General features: G+C 35.4%; 22 protein-coding genes. 3 read left to right on the top strand and 19 right to left on the bottom strand.

All coding sequences use genetic code 11. The annotated features are described in order from the left end of the window. Positions 1–13 precede the first annotated feature (13 nt). The gene (locus tag ACTYBU_RS12745; RefSeq protein ID WP_445490279.1) at positions 14–331 is read left to right on the top strand and encodes a hypothetical protein; all 318 of its coding nucleotides are present in this window, start codon (positions 14–16) and stop codon (positions 329–331) included. 121 nt (positions 332–452) lie between these two features. Here ACTYBU_RS12745 and sigK read toward each other — a convergent pair whose 3' ends face one another. Further along, positions 453–1,169, bottom strand: a complete 717-nt coding sequence (gene sigK / locus ACTYBU_RS12740; protein ID WP_445490277.1) for an RNA polymerase sporulation sigma factor SigK — start codon at positions 1,167–1,169, stop codon at positions 453–455. Positions 1,170–1,545: 376 nt separating this feature from the next. Here sigK and ACTYBU_RS12735 point away from each other — a divergent pair, with 376 nt between their 5' ends. Then, on the top strand, positions 1,546–3,483 hold the full coding sequence (locus ACTYBU_RS12735; RefSeq protein WP_445490275.1) for a fructose-1,6-bisphosphatase: 1,938 nt from the start codon (positions 1,546–1,548) through the stop codon (positions 3,481–3,483). Between the two features lie 547 nt (positions 3,484–4,030). Here the strand turns inward: ACTYBU_RS12735 and ACTYBU_RS12730 are convergent. The 7 genes from ACTYBU_RS12730 to ACTYBU_RS12700 form a co-directional block, all read right to left on the bottom strand. Continuing rightward, positions 4,031–4,171 carry a YrzI family small protein gene (locus ACTYBU_RS12730; RefSeq protein WP_445490274.1) on the bottom strand — a complete coding sequence of 47 codons (141 nt, stop codon included), beginning with the start codon at positions 4,169–4,171 and terminating at the stop codon, positions 4,031–4,033. Positions 4,172–4,203: 32 nt separating this feature from the next. After that, positions 4,204–4,353: a YrzI family small protein gene (locus ACTYBU_RS12725; protein ID WP_445490273.1), complete on the bottom strand. Its 150-nt coding sequence runs from the start codon at positions 4,351–4,353 to the stop codon at positions 4,204–4,206. A gap of 507 nt (positions 4,354–4,860) precedes the next feature. Beyond that, on the bottom strand, positions 4,861–5,106 hold the full coding sequence (locus ACTYBU_RS12720; protein WP_445490271.1) for a YrhC family protein: 246 nt from the start codon (positions 5,104–5,106) through the stop codon (positions 4,861–4,863). A gap of 168 nt (positions 5,107–5,274) precedes the next feature. After that, positions 5,275–6,408: a bifunctional cystathionine gamma-lyase/homocysteine desulfhydrase gene (locus tag ACTYBU_RS12715; RefSeq protein ID WP_445490270.1), complete on the bottom strand. Its 1,134-nt coding sequence runs from the start codon at positions 6,406–6,408 to the stop codon at positions 5,275–5,277. Further along, positions 6,409–7,332, bottom strand: coding sequence for a PLP-dependent cysteine synthase family protein (locus ACTYBU_RS12710; RefSeq protein WP_445490269.1), 924 nt, complete (start codon positions 7,330–7,332; stop codon positions 6,409–6,411). Between the two features lie 157 nt (positions 7,333–7,489). Then, positions 7,490–8,191, bottom strand: coding sequence for a 5'-methylthioadenosine/S-adenosylhomocysteine nucleosidase (gene mtnN / locus ACTYBU_RS12705; RefSeq protein WP_445490267.1), 702 nt, complete (start codon positions 8,189–8,191; stop codon positions 7,490–7,492). Between the two features lie 14 nt (positions 8,192–8,205). Continuing rightward, positions 8,206–8,841, bottom strand: a complete 636-nt coding sequence (locus tag ACTYBU_RS12700; RefSeq protein WP_445490532.1) for a class I SAM-dependent DNA methyltransferase — start codon at positions 8,839–8,841, stop codon at positions 8,206–8,208. A gap of 153 nt (positions 8,842–8,994) precedes the next feature. Between ACTYBU_RS12700 and ACTYBU_RS12695 the strand changes: the two genes are divergently transcribed. Further along, the gene (locus ACTYBU_RS12695; protein WP_445490265.1) at positions 8,995–9,201 is read left to right on the top strand and encodes a YrzA family protein; all 207 of its coding nucleotides are present in this window, start codon (positions 8,995–8,997) and stop codon (positions 9,199–9,201) included. 235 nt (positions 9,202–9,436) lie between these two features. Here the strand turns inward: ACTYBU_RS12695 and ACTYBU_RS12690 are convergent, their stop codons facing one another. The 11 genes from ACTYBU_RS12690 to ACTYBU_RS12640 form a co-directional block, all read right to left on the bottom strand. Further along, the gene (locus tag ACTYBU_RS12690; RefSeq protein WP_445490263.1) at positions 9,437–10,087 is read right to left on the bottom strand and encodes a YrrS family protein; all 651 of its coding nucleotides are present in this window, start codon (positions 10,085–10,087) and stop codon (positions 9,437–9,439) included. A gap of 89 nt (positions 10,088–10,176) precedes the next feature. Continuing rightward, positions 10,177–11,964, bottom strand: coding sequence for a peptidoglycan D,D-transpeptidase FtsI family protein (locus ACTYBU_RS12685; RefSeq protein WP_445490261.1), 1,788 nt, complete (start codon positions 11,962–11,964; stop codon positions 10,177–10,179). Positions 11,965–12,028: 64 nt separating this feature from the next. Next, positions 12,029–12,505 carry a transcription elongation factor GreA gene (greA, locus tag ACTYBU_RS12680; protein ID WP_445490530.1) on the bottom strand — a complete coding sequence of 159 codons (477 nt, stop codon included), beginning with the start codon at positions 12,503–12,505 and terminating at the stop codon, positions 12,029–12,031. Positions 12,506–12,913: 408 nt separating this feature from the next. Continuing rightward, positions 12,914–13,549, bottom strand: a complete 636-nt coding sequence (gene udk, locus ACTYBU_RS12675) for a uridine kinase (RefSeq protein WP_445490259.1) — start codon at positions 13,547–13,549, stop codon at positions 12,914–12,916. Between the two features lie 4 nt (positions 13,550–13,553). Further along, on the bottom strand, positions 13,554–14,822 hold the full coding sequence (locus ACTYBU_RS12670) for a peptidase U32 family protein (protein ID WP_445490257.1): 1,269 nt from the start codon (positions 14,820–14,822) through the stop codon (positions 13,554–13,556). A gap of 22 nt (positions 14,823–14,844) precedes the next feature. Then, on the bottom strand, positions 14,845–15,774 hold the full coding sequence (locus ACTYBU_RS12665; RefSeq protein ID WP_445490255.1) for a peptidase U32 family protein: 930 nt from the start codon (positions 15,772–15,774) through the stop codon (positions 14,845–14,847). Then, positions 15,771–16,418, bottom strand: coding sequence for an O-methyltransferase (locus ACTYBU_RS12660; RefSeq protein ID WP_445490253.1), 648 nt, complete (start codon positions 16,416–16,418; stop codon positions 15,771–15,773). Before ACTYBU_RS12660 ends, ACTYBU_RS12665 begins: the two co-directional genes overlap by 4 nt. A 568-nt stretch (positions 16,419–16,986) precedes the next feature. Then, positions 16,987–18,135, bottom strand: coding sequence for an endolytic transglycosylase MltG (gene mltG, locus ACTYBU_RS12655; protein ID WP_445490251.1), 1,149 nt, complete (start codon positions 18,133–18,135; stop codon positions 16,987–16,989). A gap of 246 nt (positions 18,136–18,381) precedes the next feature. Further along, a complete protein-coding gene (locus ACTYBU_RS12650; RefSeq protein WP_445490249.1) occupies positions 18,382–18,672 on the bottom strand; it encodes a DUF1292 domain-containing protein in 291 nt (96 codons plus the stop codon). 12 nt (positions 18,673–18,684) lie between these two features. Continuing rightward, positions 18,685–19,101 carry a Holliday junction resolvase RuvX gene (gene ruvX / locus ACTYBU_RS12645; RefSeq protein WP_445490247.1) on the bottom strand — a complete coding sequence of 139 codons (417 nt, stop codon included), beginning with the start codon at positions 19,099–19,101 and terminating at the stop codon, positions 18,685–18,687. A 4-nt stretch (positions 19,102–19,105) separates the two neighbouring features. After that, positions 19,106–19,372, bottom strand: a complete 267-nt coding sequence (locus tag ACTYBU_RS12640) for an IreB family regulatory phosphoprotein (protein WP_445490245.1) — start codon at positions 19,370–19,372, stop codon at positions 19,106–19,108. Positions 19,373–19,418 lie beyond the last annotated feature (46 nt).

The following is a 19,418-nucleotide window of genomic DNA, read 5'->3' as shown; positions in this document are numbered from 1 at the left end:
GGAGGTAGGAAGGATGAAAAAAAAGCTTGCAGCAGTTATTGTAGTACTCTTATTAGCTTTTGCAGCATATGTGGAAACGCCAACAGCAAGTATTAATAAAAACTATATGTATTTTTATGGAGATACAAATGATACAGAAGAGGCAAGCTCTAATTTAGATGCATTAGGATCTCCTGAGTTAGAATATCAATTAGATTCAACGGTGGAAGAAGATGGATTTTTGATAGAAACATATAGAGAATATGAACTATACAAAGACAGTAATGGTGAAGTAGCAAAAACAGTGGCAACCTCTAATACACAGTCTATAAAATATGCAGAGAATGAGTAGCTGTTTTTGGGGGATAAGGCTTTAAATAAGGGTGCATTTTCGTGCACCCCTTGAATGAATAGAAGCACCTCTTTTTTCCATGTGTTATTAGTATTATTTTTGCATCCTTTTTCATTAATCATTAATTCGTTCTTCTTTTCTCTTTTTCAGCCCGATAAAATTCATGGAACATTTTCATCAGTGCCCGTTTTTCAATCCTAGAAACATAGCTTCTGGAAATGCCAAGCTCTTTTGCAATTTCTCGTTGTGTTTTTTCTTTCTGCAAATCCAACCCGAATCGTCCGACAATCACTTCTTTCTCTCTATCATCTAATACATCAATATATTCCTTCACTTTTTCTAATTCCATATTTAATTGAATCGTATTTACCACATCTTCTGATTCTGACTTTAACACATCAATCAAGCTGATTTCATTCCCTTCTTTATCCTGTCCGATTGGATCATGAAGGGACACATCTTTTTTTGTTTTCTTTAATGCTCTTAAATGCATGAGTATTTCATTTTCGATACAGCGAGCCGCATAAGTAGCAAGTTTTGTACCTTTTCCTTCCGAAAAGCTTTCTATCCCCTTTATTAGTCCAATTGTACCAATTGAAATCAGATCTTCTGAATCTTCCCCAGTATTTTCAAACTTTTTGACAATATGTGCTACTAGGCGTAAATTATGCTCAATTAACATATTGCGAGCATGTGAATCACCTTCAGCCATCAACCGTAAATATTTTTTTTCATCTGCCGCTGATAATGGCTGAGGAAACGCATTGTTTTTCACATAGGAGACAAGGAATACTAATTCTTTTAGAAAAACTCCGAGCGAATATAAAATTCCAGACATTGTTCCACCTCCACATTCAAGGACATTTGCCTATACTCTATTACTATGTGAATAGGGATAAGGTTTTGCATGTCCTGCAGATAATAATCTTTTTAAATATTTATTATTTGGGTTTCATTTCATATCATAACGGGTAACCATAATCTTTCTAATTAGAAAAGAGGAACACAATTTAAAGATATTACTATTTACAAGCAAACCGAAAATTTTTTCGGAAAATAAAAAAGGGTTTGTTATTGTCTAGATCCCTAAGAGAAGTATTTCTACTATCTTCGAGTAAAAAAACAAGGTTTTCTTTTCTTTTGCTTGTATAATATGATTAGAAAGTCTTCTTTATTAATTAGAAAATCAGTTTAATCAATGCGAGGAGATGCAGATGGATACAAAATATTTGGATTTATTAACAGAAAAATATAATAGTGAAGAAAAAGTTGTAACCGAAATCATCAATTTAGAAGCTATTTTAAATTTGCCAAAAGGAACCGAGCATTTTGTAAGCGACCTGCATGGGGAGTATAATGCATTTCAACATGTATTAAGAAATGGTTCTGGAAATGTAAAAGAAAAAATAAAAGACTTATTTAATGGAGACCTCTCCAAAAAAGAAGTCGATGAATTTGCTACATTGGTTTACTATCCAGAAGAAAAACTCCGTATTATCCAAAACTGCTTACAACAAAAGGATTTATTAGATAAATGGTATGAAGAAACCATTGAACGATTGATTAAACTGGTTTCTTTCGCTTCATCAAAATATACACGATCAAAAGTAAGGAAGGCACTGCCTGATCAATATGTTTATATTATTGAAGAACTTTTATACAAAAAAGATGAGCTAGACAATAAAAAAGAGTATTATTCCGAAATCATCAAAAGAATTATCTCCTTAGGCCAAGCAAACAAAGTTATTAGTGTACTAGCCTATACAATCCAAGAGCTTGTCGTTGATCATCTCCACGTTGTAGGCGACATTTATGACCGGGGACCAAGTCCGGATAAAATCGTGGAGCATTTAATGAAATACCACTCAGTTGATATCCAATGGGGAAACCATGATGCCTTATGGATAGGAGCTTTCGCAGGATCAAAAGTTTGCCTGGCGAATATCATTCGAATTTGTGCAAGATATGACAATTTAGATATTATTGAAGATGCCTATGGAATCAATTTACGGCCCCTTCTCAATTTAGCAGAAAAATATTATGAGGATAATCCTGCCTTCCGACCAAAGCTCACTACAAAAGACGAGGAATTTTCAGAAGAAGGAATCTTGCAAATTACTAAAATACATCAAGCAATATCCATCATTCAATTCAAATTAGAAATAGAAATTATTAAAAGACGCCCTCATTTCCAAATGGAAAACAGAAGTCTTCTAGAAAAAATTGATTATAAAAAGAATACGATTGAATTAAATGGCCGTACATATTCATTAGTGAATACATGCTTTTCAACCATTGACCCCAAATCTCCAGAAACACTTTTAAAAGAAGAAGAGCTAGTGATGGAAAAACTGTTATTCTCCATTCAGCATTCAGAAAAACTAGCTAGACATATGAATTTTCTAGTTAAGAAAGGAAGTCTTTATCTTAAATACAATGGCAATCTGTTGATTCATGGCTGTATTCCTTTAAATAAAGATGGAAGCATGAAAACAATGATGATAAATGAGAAAGAATACAGTGGAAGAGGACTGCTGGATATTTTTGAATATTATTTAAGATATAGTTTTTCGCATCCGAAAATTACAGATGACTTAGCAACAGATATGATTTGGTATTTATGGTCTGGGGAGAATTCCTCTTTATTTGGCAAAAAAAATATGACGACATTTGAACGATATTTTATTAAAGAAAAAGAAACACATATTGAACAAAAAAACCCTTATTATAACTTGCGGGAAGAAGAAGATACTTGCAGAAAAATATTAGAAGAATTTGATTTGAACGTGGAGCAAGGACATATCATTAATGGACATACACCAGTTGAAGAAATCAATGGCGAAAATCCCATCAAGGCGAACGGCAAAATGATTGTTATTGATGGAGGTTTTTCAAAAGCCTATCAATCAAAAACTGGAATCGCTGGCTATACCTTATTATATAATTCATATGGGATGCAGCTTGTTGCCCATAAACAATTTACCTCTAAAGAAGATGTACTTCATCATGGTACAGACGTATTATCAGTAAAAAGGGTGGTAGATCGTGAACTGCGACGAAAAAAAGTATTAGAAACAAATGTTGGCGACAAAATATTAGAACAAATAACCGATCTAAAACATCTGTTAGAATACAAATTCAGAGAAAATTAATATTTGCCCCTTCCAGTTCAGTTGAGGTCACTGAAAAAGCGAATGCTATAATATAAGTAGTGTCAATCCAAGCAGCGTAGAGGTTTTCGTTTGGTTTTCCGGCGGCTTGCCACACGCTTTCCGCGGAGCGAGAGTTGAGACTGTCACGCTAATCTAAACCGGAGTCGTGCGGACACCTCTCCTAACCAACATGATGGTCGTTTTCAAACTCTCTATACCATTTTTACCCTGCTAAATTTAAGCGTTTCACCTATAATTTATCTAATAAAACACTTTTCCAGTGTCTTCGTTCTGTTAGTGCTGGTCCATAAAAGCCATCAGCGGAAAAGTGTTTCTGCTGATGGCTTTTTACATCCTTTATAGTAAAAGAACTCCTATTACTTTCTATTTTTCTTTTTCCATTCCACAGTAAGCAGCAAAACATACAGATTCATCGTGACTCTCCTTTTTCATGTTCGTTAGGTGGAATCTTTCTCCACCCAGAGGATTGCTTGACGTCTTTGTAATTTAATAATCATAATACTTCACACCTTTCCGTTTTCATTATTTAAAATCCACGATACATCGATATTGCTTTCGCTTTATTTTCTTGCATGATTTTATTAATTCGCTGATCATGAAGAACTTCTTCTGCCGTTTGATTTGCCTTTTTAATGGTAATTGTAAAAAACAACATGTTCAGTGTCATACTATCACCTCCCGCTAGATTTTTTTATTTTCTTATAGATGCCTAGAAAAACCGCCAAATAAAATTTGTTGTTCTTTATTTTTCTCCATTATTTCATTTATGCGTTGTTCATGAAGAATTTCTTCTGCAGTTTTTTCTTGTTTTTTAATTATTATCGTAAAAAAAAGTAAATTCAGCCTCATGCTATCACCTCCTATCCTTCTACCCAATCACCATATTTTAACTAAAATGGAATAAATAATTAAAAAAAAGCGCAAAAAAACCGCATAGAGACATTCGCTCCTGCGGCTGGCAAAAAAATCATATAAAAAACCGCAGGACACAATTCACCTGCGGTTGGATAGACAATTAGTGTTGTAAACCTAATACTTCCATTCCTCAACGGTTGAATTCGTGCTTATTGCATATAAAGTTATAGTGTTTTTCCCTAATAAATATCCATGTACTAATCCTAAAACTTTTTGCATTTCATTCAACCTCCTTTTAAGAAATATTGTTTACACTGGTAAGTATATCCTCCATTACCAATTTTGTAAACCTTTTTTGGAAAATTGGGTGAAAGATTTTCTGCATTTTATATGTTTTCAAGTCCAATATAACGTAATTGTTTTATAGGATTTTTAAAAAATGAACCAAGTTCAAAGAACAAAAAAAAGAAAAGAGGCCTTTGTCCTTCTTTTCTTTTTTCTTTAATCTTCATCATTATTTAGTTCATTTATTTTTTTTTGATATTGTTTTGCTTTTGAAAAAAAGAAAATAGAAGCACCTAAACAAGCCGCTGTCATCATCATCATAACTGCTGTGTTCCATTCCGTTTTATCAAGAGTAGGAATAACGACGCCTAAATAAAAAAAGACACCTACAGCTAATAAAACAGTCGCAAAGCGTTTAAAATCGACCATTTTTTCTATTAAACTTTTTACCGTCTTCTCCATGCTGTCACCCCTCCCGCAGTCTATAAAACTATAACTCTAGTTTATCATAGTACCTTCGCTGAAATCCTTATGAAATTACTAGTAATACTGGAAATCATGCTGTCTTTAGGGCTTGCTGCAAAACAAAAACAGCAGGGCTTATCCTGCTGTTTTTGTTTTGCCGTGCCATTATTGCAATGCTTGATTTAAATCTTCTATTAAATCTTCCACATCTTCTAATCCTACTGAAATCCGGACAAGCCCGTCTGTAATGCCCAGCTCCGCTCTTCTTTCTTTCGGAATGGAGGCATGAGTCATCTTTGCGGGAACGGATATCAAGCTTTCTACTGCACCAAGACTTTCTGCTAATGTAAAATATTTCACCTTATTTAATAATTTATCAGCATTTTCTTCGCTTCCTACATCAAAGCTGACCATTCCCCCAAATCCCATAGCCTGCTTTTTGCTTATTTCATGATTAGGGTGTGTTGCCAACCCAGGATAATAAACTTTTGCAACGGCTGGATGCTCTTCTAAAAATGCAACAATTTCCTTTGTGCTCTTTTCATGTTCCTCCATACGAATTCCAAGTGTTTTTATACCCCGGATAAGCAGCCATGAATCATTGGGACCAAGAACCCCTCCAGTGGAATTTTGAATAAAATGCAAATCTTCCCCTAATTTTTCATCCTTGACAACTACTAAACCAGAAACAACATCACTGTGTCCCCCTAAGTATTTTGTGGCACTATGCAGCACAATATCTGCTCCCAATGTAATCGGCGTCTGCCAATATGGGGTAGAAAAAGTATTATCTACAATAGTCAATAATCCCAGCTTTTTTGCAGCCTCCGATGCAGCCTTTATATCTGTAATTTTTAATAATGGATTGGTTGGTGTTTCTATAAATAAAGCAACGGTATTTTTTTGAACAGCTTCTTTGATATTTCCTATGTTGCTTGTATCAATAAAGGTTGCTTCGATGCCGAATTTATTCAAAACCTTTGTCATTACCCGAAAGGTGCCGCCATATACATCGTCAGTGAGAAGAATATGGTCACCCTTCTTAAACAGCATCATTACCGCTGTAATAGCTGCCATTCCCGAACTAAAGGCAAACCCTCTTTTACCTTCTTCCAAATCTTTAATAAGCGCTTCTAATGCATGACGTGTTGGATTGCCCGTTCTGGAATATTCGAAGCCTTTATGATTTCCCACCCCATCCTGCTTATACGTACTAACCTGATAGATTGGCACATTTACTGCACCAGTATGAGGGTCGCCGCTAATTCCGCCATGTATCAGCTTTGTTTTCCGTTTCATTTAAATTCCTCCTTCAAAAATTTTTTTACTCATATACCGATCGCTTCCATCTGGAAAAACAACCACAATATTTGTTCCTTTTTTTGCTTCTTTCGCTTCTAGTAAAGCAGCCTGTAATGCGGCGCCAGATGAACTTCCTACAAGCAAGCCTTCTTTTTTTGCTAGTTCCTTTACCTTGTCAAATGCAGATTGATCGGAAATAGTATGAATCTGATCAAAATAGACAGGATCCATATATGCCGGCAAAAATTCCATGCCAATCCCTTCCGTTTTGTGGGAGCCAGCTTTTCCGCCATTTAATATCGATCCTTTTGGTTCGACAATCACTGTTTTAATGTGCTTATTCTGCTCTTTTAAGTAGCGGGCAGTTCCCATAAAAGTACCACCGGTACCTGCACCAGCTATAAAAATATCTACATGATGGTTTAATTGTTCCCAAATTTCTGGTCCTAGCGTTTTATAGTAGGTATTTGGATTTGCTTTATTTTCAAATTGTCCTGGTATATAGGAGAGAGGAATTTTCTTGTGAAGATCTCTTGCTTTTTCGATGGCTCCCTGCATCCCTAGGGAAGTAGGTGTTTGCACAATTTCAGCGCCTAATGCTTTCATAATTTGCTGTTTTTCCACACTGAATTTTTCAGGTACACATACAATCACACGAATATTTTTATTTAAAGCGGCAATTGCTAAACCGATGCCAGTATTTCCAGCAGTTGGTTCAATGATAGTTCCGCCTTCTTGCAACTCCCCATTCTGTAAAGCATGATTAACCATTTCATATCCGAGTCTGTCTTTAATGCTGCCACCGGGATTATAGTATTCTAGCTTTGCAAACAAACGTACATCTTCCGGCAAGGAAAAGTGGGTAATTTCCAACATGGGGGTTTTCCCGATTAATTGATGAATGGATTGATACACATTCATTGCTCTTCCTCCTTTTCCTAATTTTATTTAAAATAAAGGGAATGATATGGACAGTAATTATCTTTATTTCCCACAGTGGAATAGTAGGTTTTAAAAAAGAAAAGAGAAAGAAGTTTTCCATGCTTCTTTTGCTTGAAAACTTCCCACTTTTCATCCATTAAAGATCTGTTATTTTAGAAACGATGCCCATTACTAAATTTGCAGAATGAACTGCTGCTTTTTCCAGATACTGATCAAAAGAAAGATGTGATTCTTTCCCTGCAATATCCGATAAAGAACGGATAATGACAAATGGCAGTTGATACTGAAAGGCAACTTGTGCAATGGCAGCTGCTTCCATTTCTACTGCTTGCAAACCGGTAAATTTGCTCTTAATAAATTCCGCTCTATCTGGATCATTTATAAACGAGTCTCCTGTCGTAATTAAGCCTGTCACAACTGCATGGTCGCCTATCTCTTTTGCAATTTGTTCTGCAATATCGATAAGGTCGGCATTTGCTTGGAAGCTTGCCGGCATCTGCGGAACTTGACCATACTCATATCCGAAAATTGTTGCATCTACGTCATGATGGCGAACTTCTGTTGAAATTACCACATCGCCAACATTCAGCTCAGGATTTAACCCGCCAGCAGATCCTGTATTAATCAAACAGTCTGGTTTAAATGTCTGCAGCAGAATCGTTGTGCTCATTGCAGCATTTACTTTCCCAATTCCTGAACGTAATAATACAACTTCTTTTCCAAATAAAGAACCTTCTATAAATTGAAATCCTGCGATTATATGCTCTTGTTTGTCTGTTATTTTTTCTCTTAGTAGTGTTACTTCCTCTTCCATTGCTCCGATAATTGCTATTTTCATTTGTTTCCCTCTTTCTACTTTTTTACCCCTTCCATAATCCATACAAAATCATTAAATTGTTTAAAATGTACACTGAATCCCTGTTCTTTTAATATGTTTGTTAAAACCGGAATCGTTGTATAATATTCACGTTTTAAGTCTTCTGCTAAATTAGGAAGGCCATTTTTTATGGCATGGTCTATTGCTTGATTATAATCCTCTTTCGATTCATACATAGTATCTGCAAAAACTATTTTACCACCAACGGGCAGGTAATTACTATATAGAGCAACAGCCTCTTTCTTTTCTGTGTCAGTTAAATGATGAAAAGCATACGTACTGACAAAAGTATTTGGTTGATGCTCTAAATCAAATTCAAGAAAATCTCCCTCTTTTAGTATGGCATTTTCCCCTATTTTATCTTTTGCTAAAGTCCGCATTGCAGAAGAAGGTTCGATTGCCGTAACAGACAAACCTTTATTAATTAATTTTAGTGTTAAATTCCCTGTCCCCGGACCAAATTCGACTACATGACCGAATGATCGGTTCGCAACTTCCTGCAATATATCATCATAGTTTCGAAAAACCTCTTTATATTCTAAATCATTGTTCAGACTCTCATCATAGGTGGCTGCCCACTGTTCAAAAAGCTCAATAAACTCTTTTCCCACAAATAACCACATCCCAAGCTCATAATATATAATTCTTATCAACATACTATGATATAACTTTTCACATGTTCTTCATTTAGCTTGGGTTTCTTTTTCTACCAATAACGATCTTATGGTAAAATAAAATTATTTTGATGAAAGGACGAATGACATATGAATTTTCAGCTTGATATTATAGAAGACAAAATCGAATTTTTTGAAGGGGAGAATTTACAAACCCTTGAAAAGCAAATTAATAACCAAATTGAGATCAATAAAAGCATCCTTTTATCTGTCCATTCAGTTAGCCATCAAACGGTTATCCAGGAAAATGGCAGACCATATTATACAGCAGTTGTTCATTTTAAAGTAAAGAAATAATGAACAAAAGCGCAAGCGCCTTGATCATCGCCGTACAAACTGGCCGATTAACTACGCCACGGCCTTATGTCTTCATCGGCACTTGTACATCCTGTACGTCGGACCTCGACGCGGGCCAAACTGCTAAGTTATCCACCACTCTATTTCGTTTATAATTTCCTAGACATACAGAAAGACCAAATCCATTTTAGGATTCGGTCTTTTCTTTTCCACTATTTTATTAAAAACGAGTCGACTATCTTATATTAAGATCTTTGATTTCTTCCACTTTCGCAGGCTTCCATCCTTTTCCATCCACCCATTCAATATAGACACGAAATTTTTTAGATTTGTCTTTTGAAGAAACTGTTCCAATTGATTTTTGAGGATCTTTGTTATTATTCCCCAAAAACCAAACGACCATATCTGATTCATCCAAACCTGTTCCATACGCTAATGCCTTTTCTTGTTCATTCCAATCCGTTCCAGAAGAATAGGATGCGGCATGTTCGCCAGTTTGTGCAGTGCCCACAGGCTCCCATGCAGGATTTTCAATTGTTTTTACGACATTTGAATCACTGCCGCCTTCTGTCACAATCGCTTCATCATCTTTTGCACCTTCGTCGTCTTTTGCTGCATCATTTTCAGCTGCTTCACCCTTTTTATCAGGATTGCCGCTGACTGTTTCAGATTGATTCTCTTCTTTATCTGACTGCTCTGTTTTTTCTTTATTTTTATTTATTTTATCTGCATTTTTATGGTCGTTATTACTGAAGATTGAATAGGAAACAAACACAATTAGTAAAATCACAATGACGATTAAACTATTTAAAATAAAATTTGTTTTTTTCCTTTTGGAGCGCTGTTCAGAACGGCTTTGATTATGGTTATTAGCTTCACTGCTCAAAGTGTTTCTCCTCCCTATATTTACCTGTTCCATTTCAAGTTTAGCAAGGCTGTACATATTCTAACATGAGAAAGCGATAGTGAAAAGCATTAAGGTATTCTGACAGGACTTTCCTTGGCACTAATATCCTGATCATGCTTGTTAACAGCTTTCACCATTTCAGAAAACAACGGATTTACACCGCCTTTATCTGAAAAAACTCCTAAATTTACTGTTACTAATGCATATCTCGGATTATTATATGGAAAATATCCAGCAAACCATTTATTATGCAATTGCTTTCCATCTTTCATCACCCCGGTTTCTGCCGTTCCTGATTTCCCAGCTACTTCATACGGCAAATCTTGAAACCACCTGCCAGTTCCTTTTTCATTTACCACTACCTCTCTTAATAAATGCTGTAATTTTTCTGCCGTTTTTAAAGATATCGTTTCGCCTGGTATTTTTTGCTGCTTAAATTTTAAAAGCGTGCTCCCATTTTTATAATCTATTTCAGACGCAACTCTTACACTTTCCTTTTGACCGCCTCTTGCAATCGTAGCCATCATATTGGCAACTGCCAGCGGAGTCACTCGTACTTCGTTTTGTCCTATTCCAGTCAGAGCCACATAATTTTTATCTCTTTTTGCATCTTCTGATAAAAATACTCTTCCTTTTTCTTCTTCAGGCAACTGTTTAAAATCGATTGTATGATATACATCCCCCTGCCAGCCATCAATCGTTGTTAAAGATAATTTTTCCGCATATTCCTCCAGCAAGTTTTCATCTATATCCTTCAACTCTTTTGCTATGGTAGCAAATGTATTATTGCAGCTTACAGCAAAACTATTTGTAAAATTTAACATGCCGTGCTGATAAACAGGATCTGGATCCCCATTTATTTTTCTGCTGCAGTCATATGTAAGTTTATTACCGTCGAGCTTATGGTCGATCGCAGCTGCAGCCACCACCGTTTTAAAGACGGAGCCAACTATTTGCTGCTTTAACATATAATTATTTATTCCATCTGTTTTAAAAGGATTATTTGTATCCATATGTGGCCTTGAAACCATTGCAGCAATAGAATTCGTCTTTAAATCCAACAGAACAAGCCCACCCTTTTGAATGCCTTGCTCATCTACCAATTTTTCAGCTTTTTCCTGCAAGTTTTTATCGATGGTTGTTTTAATATTAACAGGGTAAAAAGGATTGCCTGGTTCTACATATTTTACATTTATGCCAAACAACGGGCCGCCAGCTGCATCAACATGATAAACCAATTTTGCTTCGCCATCCGGCAGCAAAAACTCATCAAAGCTTTTTTCTAATCCAGTGATTCCAACTAATGTGTCGTAGGATAACTTTTTATCTGGGTATCTTTTAGCAAGAAGCTCTTCATTTTGTCCAGTAATGCCTAATAATTGTTCAGCAAAACTATTTTTCAGATTATATTTTTTATCCACTGCAAATACACCGGGAATAGCTAATTTATTAATTTTTTCACTTTGCTTTGCTGTAAGGGTAATGGGCTTATCTCCGCCAAAAACTACGGGCTCCTTTGCATTTTTAACGGCACTAATTAAATTGTATTCAGAAACTTCCATAATATCCGCTATTTCCCCACTATCCCACTCCATATTTTGTAAAAAAGGAAAAAGAATTAAGACCGTTTTTGTACTTTGTGTAAGAGAATATCCGTCTTTGTCTAAAAATCCACCTCTTCCATTATCTAAAACCATTTCTTGCGACCTCTGCTTTACACTTGCTTCTACTAAATTAATATGATGTTTTGTAAAATGCTCTGTTTCCACAAGCTGAACTTGAACTAAACGCGCGAGCAATCCTCCTAGTATCAATAAAAAAAATGCTGTTATCGCAATTGCTCTTTTTCTCCACATAAAAAACACCTCATCAAGAGTGTTGACGAGGTGTCTTTATATTAAACCATAATTTTTAGAATTATTATTTAATTGTTACAATTTGTACGTTCATTTCTCCACCTGGAGTTTGTACGATTACTTTATCGCCAACTTTTCTGCCGAAAAGGCTTTTAGCTATAGGAGAGTCATTGGAAATTTTCCCTTCAAATGGGTCAGCCTCTGCACTACCTACAATCGTATACGTTTCTTCTTCTCCATCTGGAAGTTCTATAAACGTAACGGAGCTTCCTAAAGATACAGAATCTGTATTCAGTTCATCTTCAGCAATAATTTTTGCATTGCGAATCATATTTTCAATTGTTGTAATTCGACCTTCAACGAATGCTTGTTCTTCCTTAGCAGAATCATACTCAGAATTCTCTGATAAGTCTCCGAAGCTTCTTGCTATCTTTATACGTTCTACAACTTCTTTTCTTTTTACTGTTTTTAATTGCTCTAATTCTTGTTCTAATTTTTCTTTACCAGCCAATGTCATTGGAAATTCTTTTTCCATCGTGATCTTCCACTCCTTCAAGTTTCCATAACAATCAATGTTTATAGAAAATCGTTTATTTTATGTATAAGTGGTTGTTTAAAAAGTTAAGGAACCAGCACTCGAATCGCTTTCCATGCATATCTTGCCTAAAAAACTTCTTATTAACATCGAAATCTCTGCTGTTTGACTCCTTCTTTTTAACATTCACCATAAGAAATTTAGCGCGTCTTAGAAAGAGACGCGCTTTTTATTCTAATAGGAAGAGTTTAATACGTATTACGAAAAAAAGAAAGCATTTTTTCCTTTTTGTAATAGTAATGATATACATTTTTTCCCTACATTATACGAATAGTTGGTAGATATCCTATTAATTATGTTGTCAAAATTAGAAAATGAATCACAAATATAGAAATAATCTTATTTGCTATTGTTTCATAAAAGTGATTTTTGTTCAAGGATTGTTTGTATTTTTGTTACCATTAAATCAATGGCAACATGATTATGGCCACCCTCTGGAATAATAATGTCTGCATATCTTTTTGTTGGCTCAATAAATTGATTATGCATTGGGCGGACTACATTTACATATTGTGCTATAACGGAATCCATTGTTCTCCCACGATCCTGAATATCTCTAAGCAGCCTTCTGATAATGCGAAGATCAGCATCTGTATCTACATATAGCTTCATATCCATCAAATTTCGCAGTCTTTCATCTTCTAGAATAAGAATTCCTTCAATAATAATAACATCCTTTGGTTCTACAGGAATAACTTGATCCGATCTTGTATGAATAGAATAATCATATACTGGTTTATTGATTGTTTCATACTGCAATAATTTTTCGATATGTTCGATAAGCAGCTCTGTGTCAAAAGCTAGTGGATGGTCATAGTTTGTTTTTAATCGTTCTTCAAAAGGCAAATGAGTTTGATCTTTATAATAAAAATCCTGTTCTATCATTAAAATAGAATGGTCATTAAAACTTTCAAAGATTGCTTTGGATACACTTGTTTTTCCCGATCCAGATCCACCAGCGACACCAATTACAACCGGTTTTCGTTGCATGTTTTTAGAGCTCCTTCCGCATCATGTTGTTTGGATAAACAGGATGATCGACTTTAAATCGAACAATTTGAAGCGGATGACGAGCTGCATCCAATTCGTTTCCATCCTCATCCCATATAGTTCCTACAACCATCGTAAAATTATCTAGTTCTGGTCCAAAAAACTCCACTTCTTGACCTGGTTTAAAATGGTTTCGCTGCTGTAATGTAACCATCTGTGATTCTTTATCATAATCAAGCACTAGTCCAGCAAAGTCAAAAGTAGTCTTTTTGCTATGGTTTCCAAACATTTGCTCTTTATACCCTGGCTGTCCTTCAAAAAACGCTGGTGCAGTGTCACGGTTTGCACATTTATCCAACTCTTTCAGCCATTCTTCATTAATGACAAAATGATCTGGATCTGCACAATAAGAATCAATTACTTTCCGATATACGCTTACTACTGTGGCAATATAATGGATGGATTTCATTCTTCCTTCGATTTTCAAGCTGTCTATTCCTAATTCAATCATCCGTGGAATGGATTCCACAAGTTTTAAATCTTTCGGACTCATGGCAAAAGGAGCATCCTCTTCAGAAAATAAAGGTTTTTCCTTTTCGTCATCTAATTTAAATAAATCGTAGTCCCAACGGCAAGATTGGCAGCATCCACCACGGTTGGAATCACGTGCTGTCATATGGTTGCTTAATGTACATCTGCCAGAATAGGCAATACACATAGCACCGTGTATAAATGTCTCAATTTCAATATCTACTTTTTCTTTCATTTCACGTATTTCATCAGCGCTTGTTTCACGAGCTAATACAACACGTTCTAAGCCTTCTTCTTTCCAATATTGAACTGCCTTCCAGTTGGAAAGAGATTGTTGTGTACTTAAATGCACCTCAATTTCCGGAGCAACTCTTCGGCATGTCTCAATAATTAAAGGATCTGCAACAATAATTCCGTGGATCCCAGCATCTTTTAAACCTAATAAATACTCTTCCAACCCGTCTATATTTTCATTGTGAGCAAAAATATTCGTTGTTACATAAATTTTCGCATTATAGTTTTTGGCAAATTCCACACCCTCTTTCATTTCTTCAAAAGTGAAATTGCCAGCATTTGACCGGAGACCATATTCTTGACCGCCAATAAATACTGCATCCGCCCCATATGCTACGGCGATTTTTAATTTTTCTAAGTTTCCAGCAGGCGCTAGCAGCTCCGGTTTTTTTACAATAACTCTTTTCCCATTTCTTACTTCCGAAATGGGCGTTTTTACGATTGTCATGAGTGCCTTCCTCCTTTTCTTTTTAATAAACAGTTTCTTTAAAGAAAAATCCTGTATCAAGTGACCTATTTGCCGGCTGAATCTTTTCAATTTCTGCTAAAAATGCTTCTTTTTCCTCTTCATACTGATCTGCATCCTGACAATACAAATCAATTGCTTTGCGGTATATGCCTGTCACCGTTTGGATGTACTTTGCATCTTTTAACAGCCCATCAATTTTAAAAGAGTCGATGCCTGCATCAATTAAATCTTGTAATTCATCCACAATGCATATATCGTTTGGACTCATAATATGCGTTCCATTTTCATCTTCAAAAATAGGATATTTATTATCTCTTTCTTTATCATGAAGGAATAAATCTTTTTCCAATCTTTGTTCTTCCATTTCGTTTTCTTTACCTTGATACTGAAAATAATGTCCTAGCAGTGAACGCTTCGATTGAAACATCGTTGTCATACCATGTACTTGAATTTCAATTTCTACATCTGCATGTTCTTTTATCTCAATAATGCTGTCCATGCTAATTTCTCTTGCTAATACAGAGCGTTTTGCACCTTTGCTTCCCCAGTAATTGCATGTATACCAGTTAGTTCCTGTCGTTTCAGTACTCCAATGCAATTTCATCTTTGGCGCAACTTCGCGTGCAACCATTAATACTGCAGGATCTCCAAAGATAATCGCATCTGCCTGTACTTCCTTTAAAAAAGAGACATAATCATACAGCTCATCTATTTTATCATTATGAAAAATAGCGTTTATTGCAACATACACTTTTTTCCCTTTTTCATGTGCTAGTTCAATTGCTTTTTTTACATCATCTTGATTAAATTCACCAGCTAAACGCAATCCAAATTTCTGTTCACCAATAACAAAAGCATCTGCTCCAGAAACGATCAATGGCTGGATATCTTCTACACTAATTGGTGTAACTAATAATTCAGGTTTTTTCATGTTTCTCTCCTTTTTTTGCTAATAGCTATTCCATCCCCTACAGGCAAAATAACCGTATCGTATTCAGGATGATTCATTAGCCATAGATTATAGTTTTTTATTTTTCTTACCAACTGTCTGAGATTTCTGCTCTCAATATTTTCACTTGCCACTAAGCCATGAAATAATACATTATCTGTAAAAACAACACTATCTTTAGTTAACATTTTTGTATATATATCAAAGAACTTTCGATATTGGCTTTTAGCCGCATCAATAAAAAGAACATCAAAAGGGCCGTTTTGCTCGACTTCTGCTTCTAATTCCAAGGCATCTCCTTGAATTAATATAACCTGTTCTTCCTTTTGCATTTTCGCTACATTTTGTTTCGCCAATTTATACCGTTCTTCATCTCTTTCCAATGAGATTATTTGACACTCAGGCAAAGCATCCGCCATTCTTAATGCAGAATAACCAATAGCAGTACCTATTTCGAGAATCTTTTTAGGCTGCTGCATGCGTAGAAGCTGCAATAAGGATTCTATTCCAACAAGTTCCATAATCGGCACATCATTTGCATAAGCATACTGTTCTATTTCTGTGAACTGCTCACTTCGTTTCGGAATTAACTCCTCTAAATATGCGGTTATTTTATTTTCCTGCATGTCAACACACCCCTAATTAAGAAAAGCGCAAGCACCTTGCACATTGCCGTACGAACTGGAAGGGCTTCGACTGAGATAAGACGAACCTTCTATCAGGGCGATTTCCCCCTGATGGTTAGTTGAGTCGATCAGGTTTTTACGGGCAGTTTTTTCACCTACTTCACAATTCTTAGGCGATACCTTACTGCCCGTTATAACGTGATAAAGGAAACACGATGAGCGTTAGCGAATCGATGTTGACTTATCGTAGGGAGAAGACCTGAAGTTCGATAGGCAATAGGCGCTGGAGCTAGACACTAGTCTAACTACAAAAATTATATATTTTCTTATCTTTTAAGAAAAGCGCAAGCGCCTTGGTTATTACCGTATGAATAATTCCTTTTCTAAAAAATGCCTCCACCTGAAAATAGTTAGCTTCTTCAAAAAAAGAACCTAACCATTACATTTCGAAGCATGATAAGCTTCTGTTTCTTATATAAAAACACATACACTTAAAAACACTTGTACTATTTTAACACAAAATTAGAGGGAAAGCTAACATATCTGCTTTCCCCTTCCTGATTTTTTCTTACTTATTCGTTATATATTTTTCTTTTAATTTATTATGTTCAGCCAATGTCTTCGCAAAATATACTTTACCCTCTTTTGATGCTAAGAAGTATAGATAATCTGTTTCTTCTGGATATAATGCAGCTTCCATGGACATTATCCCAGAATTAGCGATAGGCCCTGGCGGCATCCCTTTATTTTTATACGTATTATAAGGTGAATTGACTTCTAGATCTTTATACGTTACTTTCTCTTTATGTTTTCCTTGAGCATATAATACAGTTGGATCCGTTTGAAGCGGCATTCCTTCTTTTATACGGTTGAAAAATACGCTTGCGATTCTTCCACGATCTGCTTTTTGAGTAGCTTCTTTTTCAATCAAAGAAGACATCGTCAAAAATTGATGCACGGTTAATTCGTCTCTTTCCAAATCACTTTGATACTCCATTACAACATTTTCTGTTTTATCCAGCATAACGGCTACTATATCCTCAAGAGAAGGGTCTTTTTTATAAAAAGAATAGGTTGCAGGGAATAAATATCCTTCTAAAGGATGTTTGACATTTTTCGCCAAAATCTCCGTTGTTAATAAATTTGGATATTTTTTCATAAGCAATTGAATAAAACTTTCATCATTCAGCTGTTTTATAATATCCTTGTCTTTTTGATTAGTTTTCTTAGCAATTAATGCTGCAATTTCGTCTAATTGTTTTCCTTCAGGAATGGTTAATGAGAATACCGGTTTTTGCATTATTTTTCCTGTTTTTAAACTATCAATTATTTGATTAAACGTCATGGAAGGATTCATATGGTATTTTCCTGCCATAAAATCAGATTCATTTTTAAATTTCACATAATATTTAAACACTCTTGCATTTTTTACTAGCCCTTTATCTTCTAGTGATTGAGCGATACTTGATACACTCGAACCAATCGGAATATCAACAATTATTTCTTTTTTACTCCCAGGATCAACAGGCTTTAAGGCAGATTTAATATAAAAATATCCGGAAGTACCAATAATTACAATCAGTATTATTATTGCTATTGCAGTAATTCCGACAATCTTCCTTACTATCTTCGCTTCCTTTTGTCTTTCTGCCATTTTCTCTAAAAACAACTCTTTCTTATTTTTTTCTTCTGTCTTCCCCTCATTATCAATAGACATGCATTTCCCTCCTAGCTAACAGGGCCAAAAATCCGCCCACAAAAAAACTCATACCACGACTCATTATACTATATTATTTAAACGAAGTCGCAATAATTAGCGAAAAGAGGGAAATATAGTAAAAAACCATGGTTTTTTGTTAGATGGGAACCAAATAGTTCGATTATTTTTCATAAAAAACGAGTTTTTCCGACTCCAATTTTCCCTACACAAAAAAGACGACCTTCTTCAGGCCGTCTTCATTTTTTATTCTTCTTCTTGTTTTTCAAGGAATGTATTTAGCATTTCTTCTACTAAATCCCACTCTTCATCTGTTTCAATTGGAGAAAGTTCACCATCACGAGTTTCTTCATTTGGAATAAAAGAAGAAGCATGGATGTCAATTTCTTCATCTTCATCATCATTTTCCCCTATTGGGTAGTATAAAACATAAGATTTGCCGAATTCTTCTGATTCAAATGTAAAAAGGATTTCGCATAACTGCTCGTTGCCTTCTTCATCTACTACTGTAATTGTATTTGTTTCACCGTGTTCCATTTTTCCACCTCATTATTTCTGGCTATCCAAATAGCCTTGTAAAATCATCGATGCTGCCATTTTGTCTATGACTTTTTTTCTCTTTTTTCTGCTTACATCTGCTTCCAAAAGAATTCTTTCCGCAGCCATCGTAGTTAAGCGTTCATCCCATAAAACGACCGGCAGTCCAAAAGTTTCTTCCAATTGCTTGGCATAATGGATGCTGGCTTCCCCACGAAAGCCAATGCTGCCATTCATGTTTTTCGGAAGTCCAACAACTATTTTACTCACATCATGCTCAACAATCAATGTTCCTATTCGACTAAAACCAAATTCGTTTCTTTCTTCATCAATTTTTATTGTTTCAATTCCTTGTGCTGTCCAACCTAGTGCATCGCTTACGGATACACCTACTGTTTTTGAGCCCACATCCAAGCCCATCATTCGCATTTTGTTATTCCTCTCGCTGCTGTTTTAAATAAGATTTAACCAGTTCTTCGATAATCTCATCCCGTTCAAGCTTGCGAATAATATTACGAGCATCCATATGTCTTGGAATATAAGCAGGATCTCCGGAAAGTAGATAACCAACTATTTGATTAATAGGGTTATAACCTTTTTCTTGAAGCGCATCATATACTTGATATAATACCTCTTTTATATCGTGTTCATATGGTTCTTCAGGAAAATTGAATCTCATTGTTTTATCGAATGAGCTCATTATACAACACCTCATTTTTCTATTAGAACGATTTCTGTTAATAGTT

It is taken from the genome of Niallia sp. 03133 (assembly GCF_052663225.1).
The sequence above is the reverse complement of the archived record's forward strand: the minus strand, read 5'-3'. Positions and strand labels throughout refer to the sequence as shown.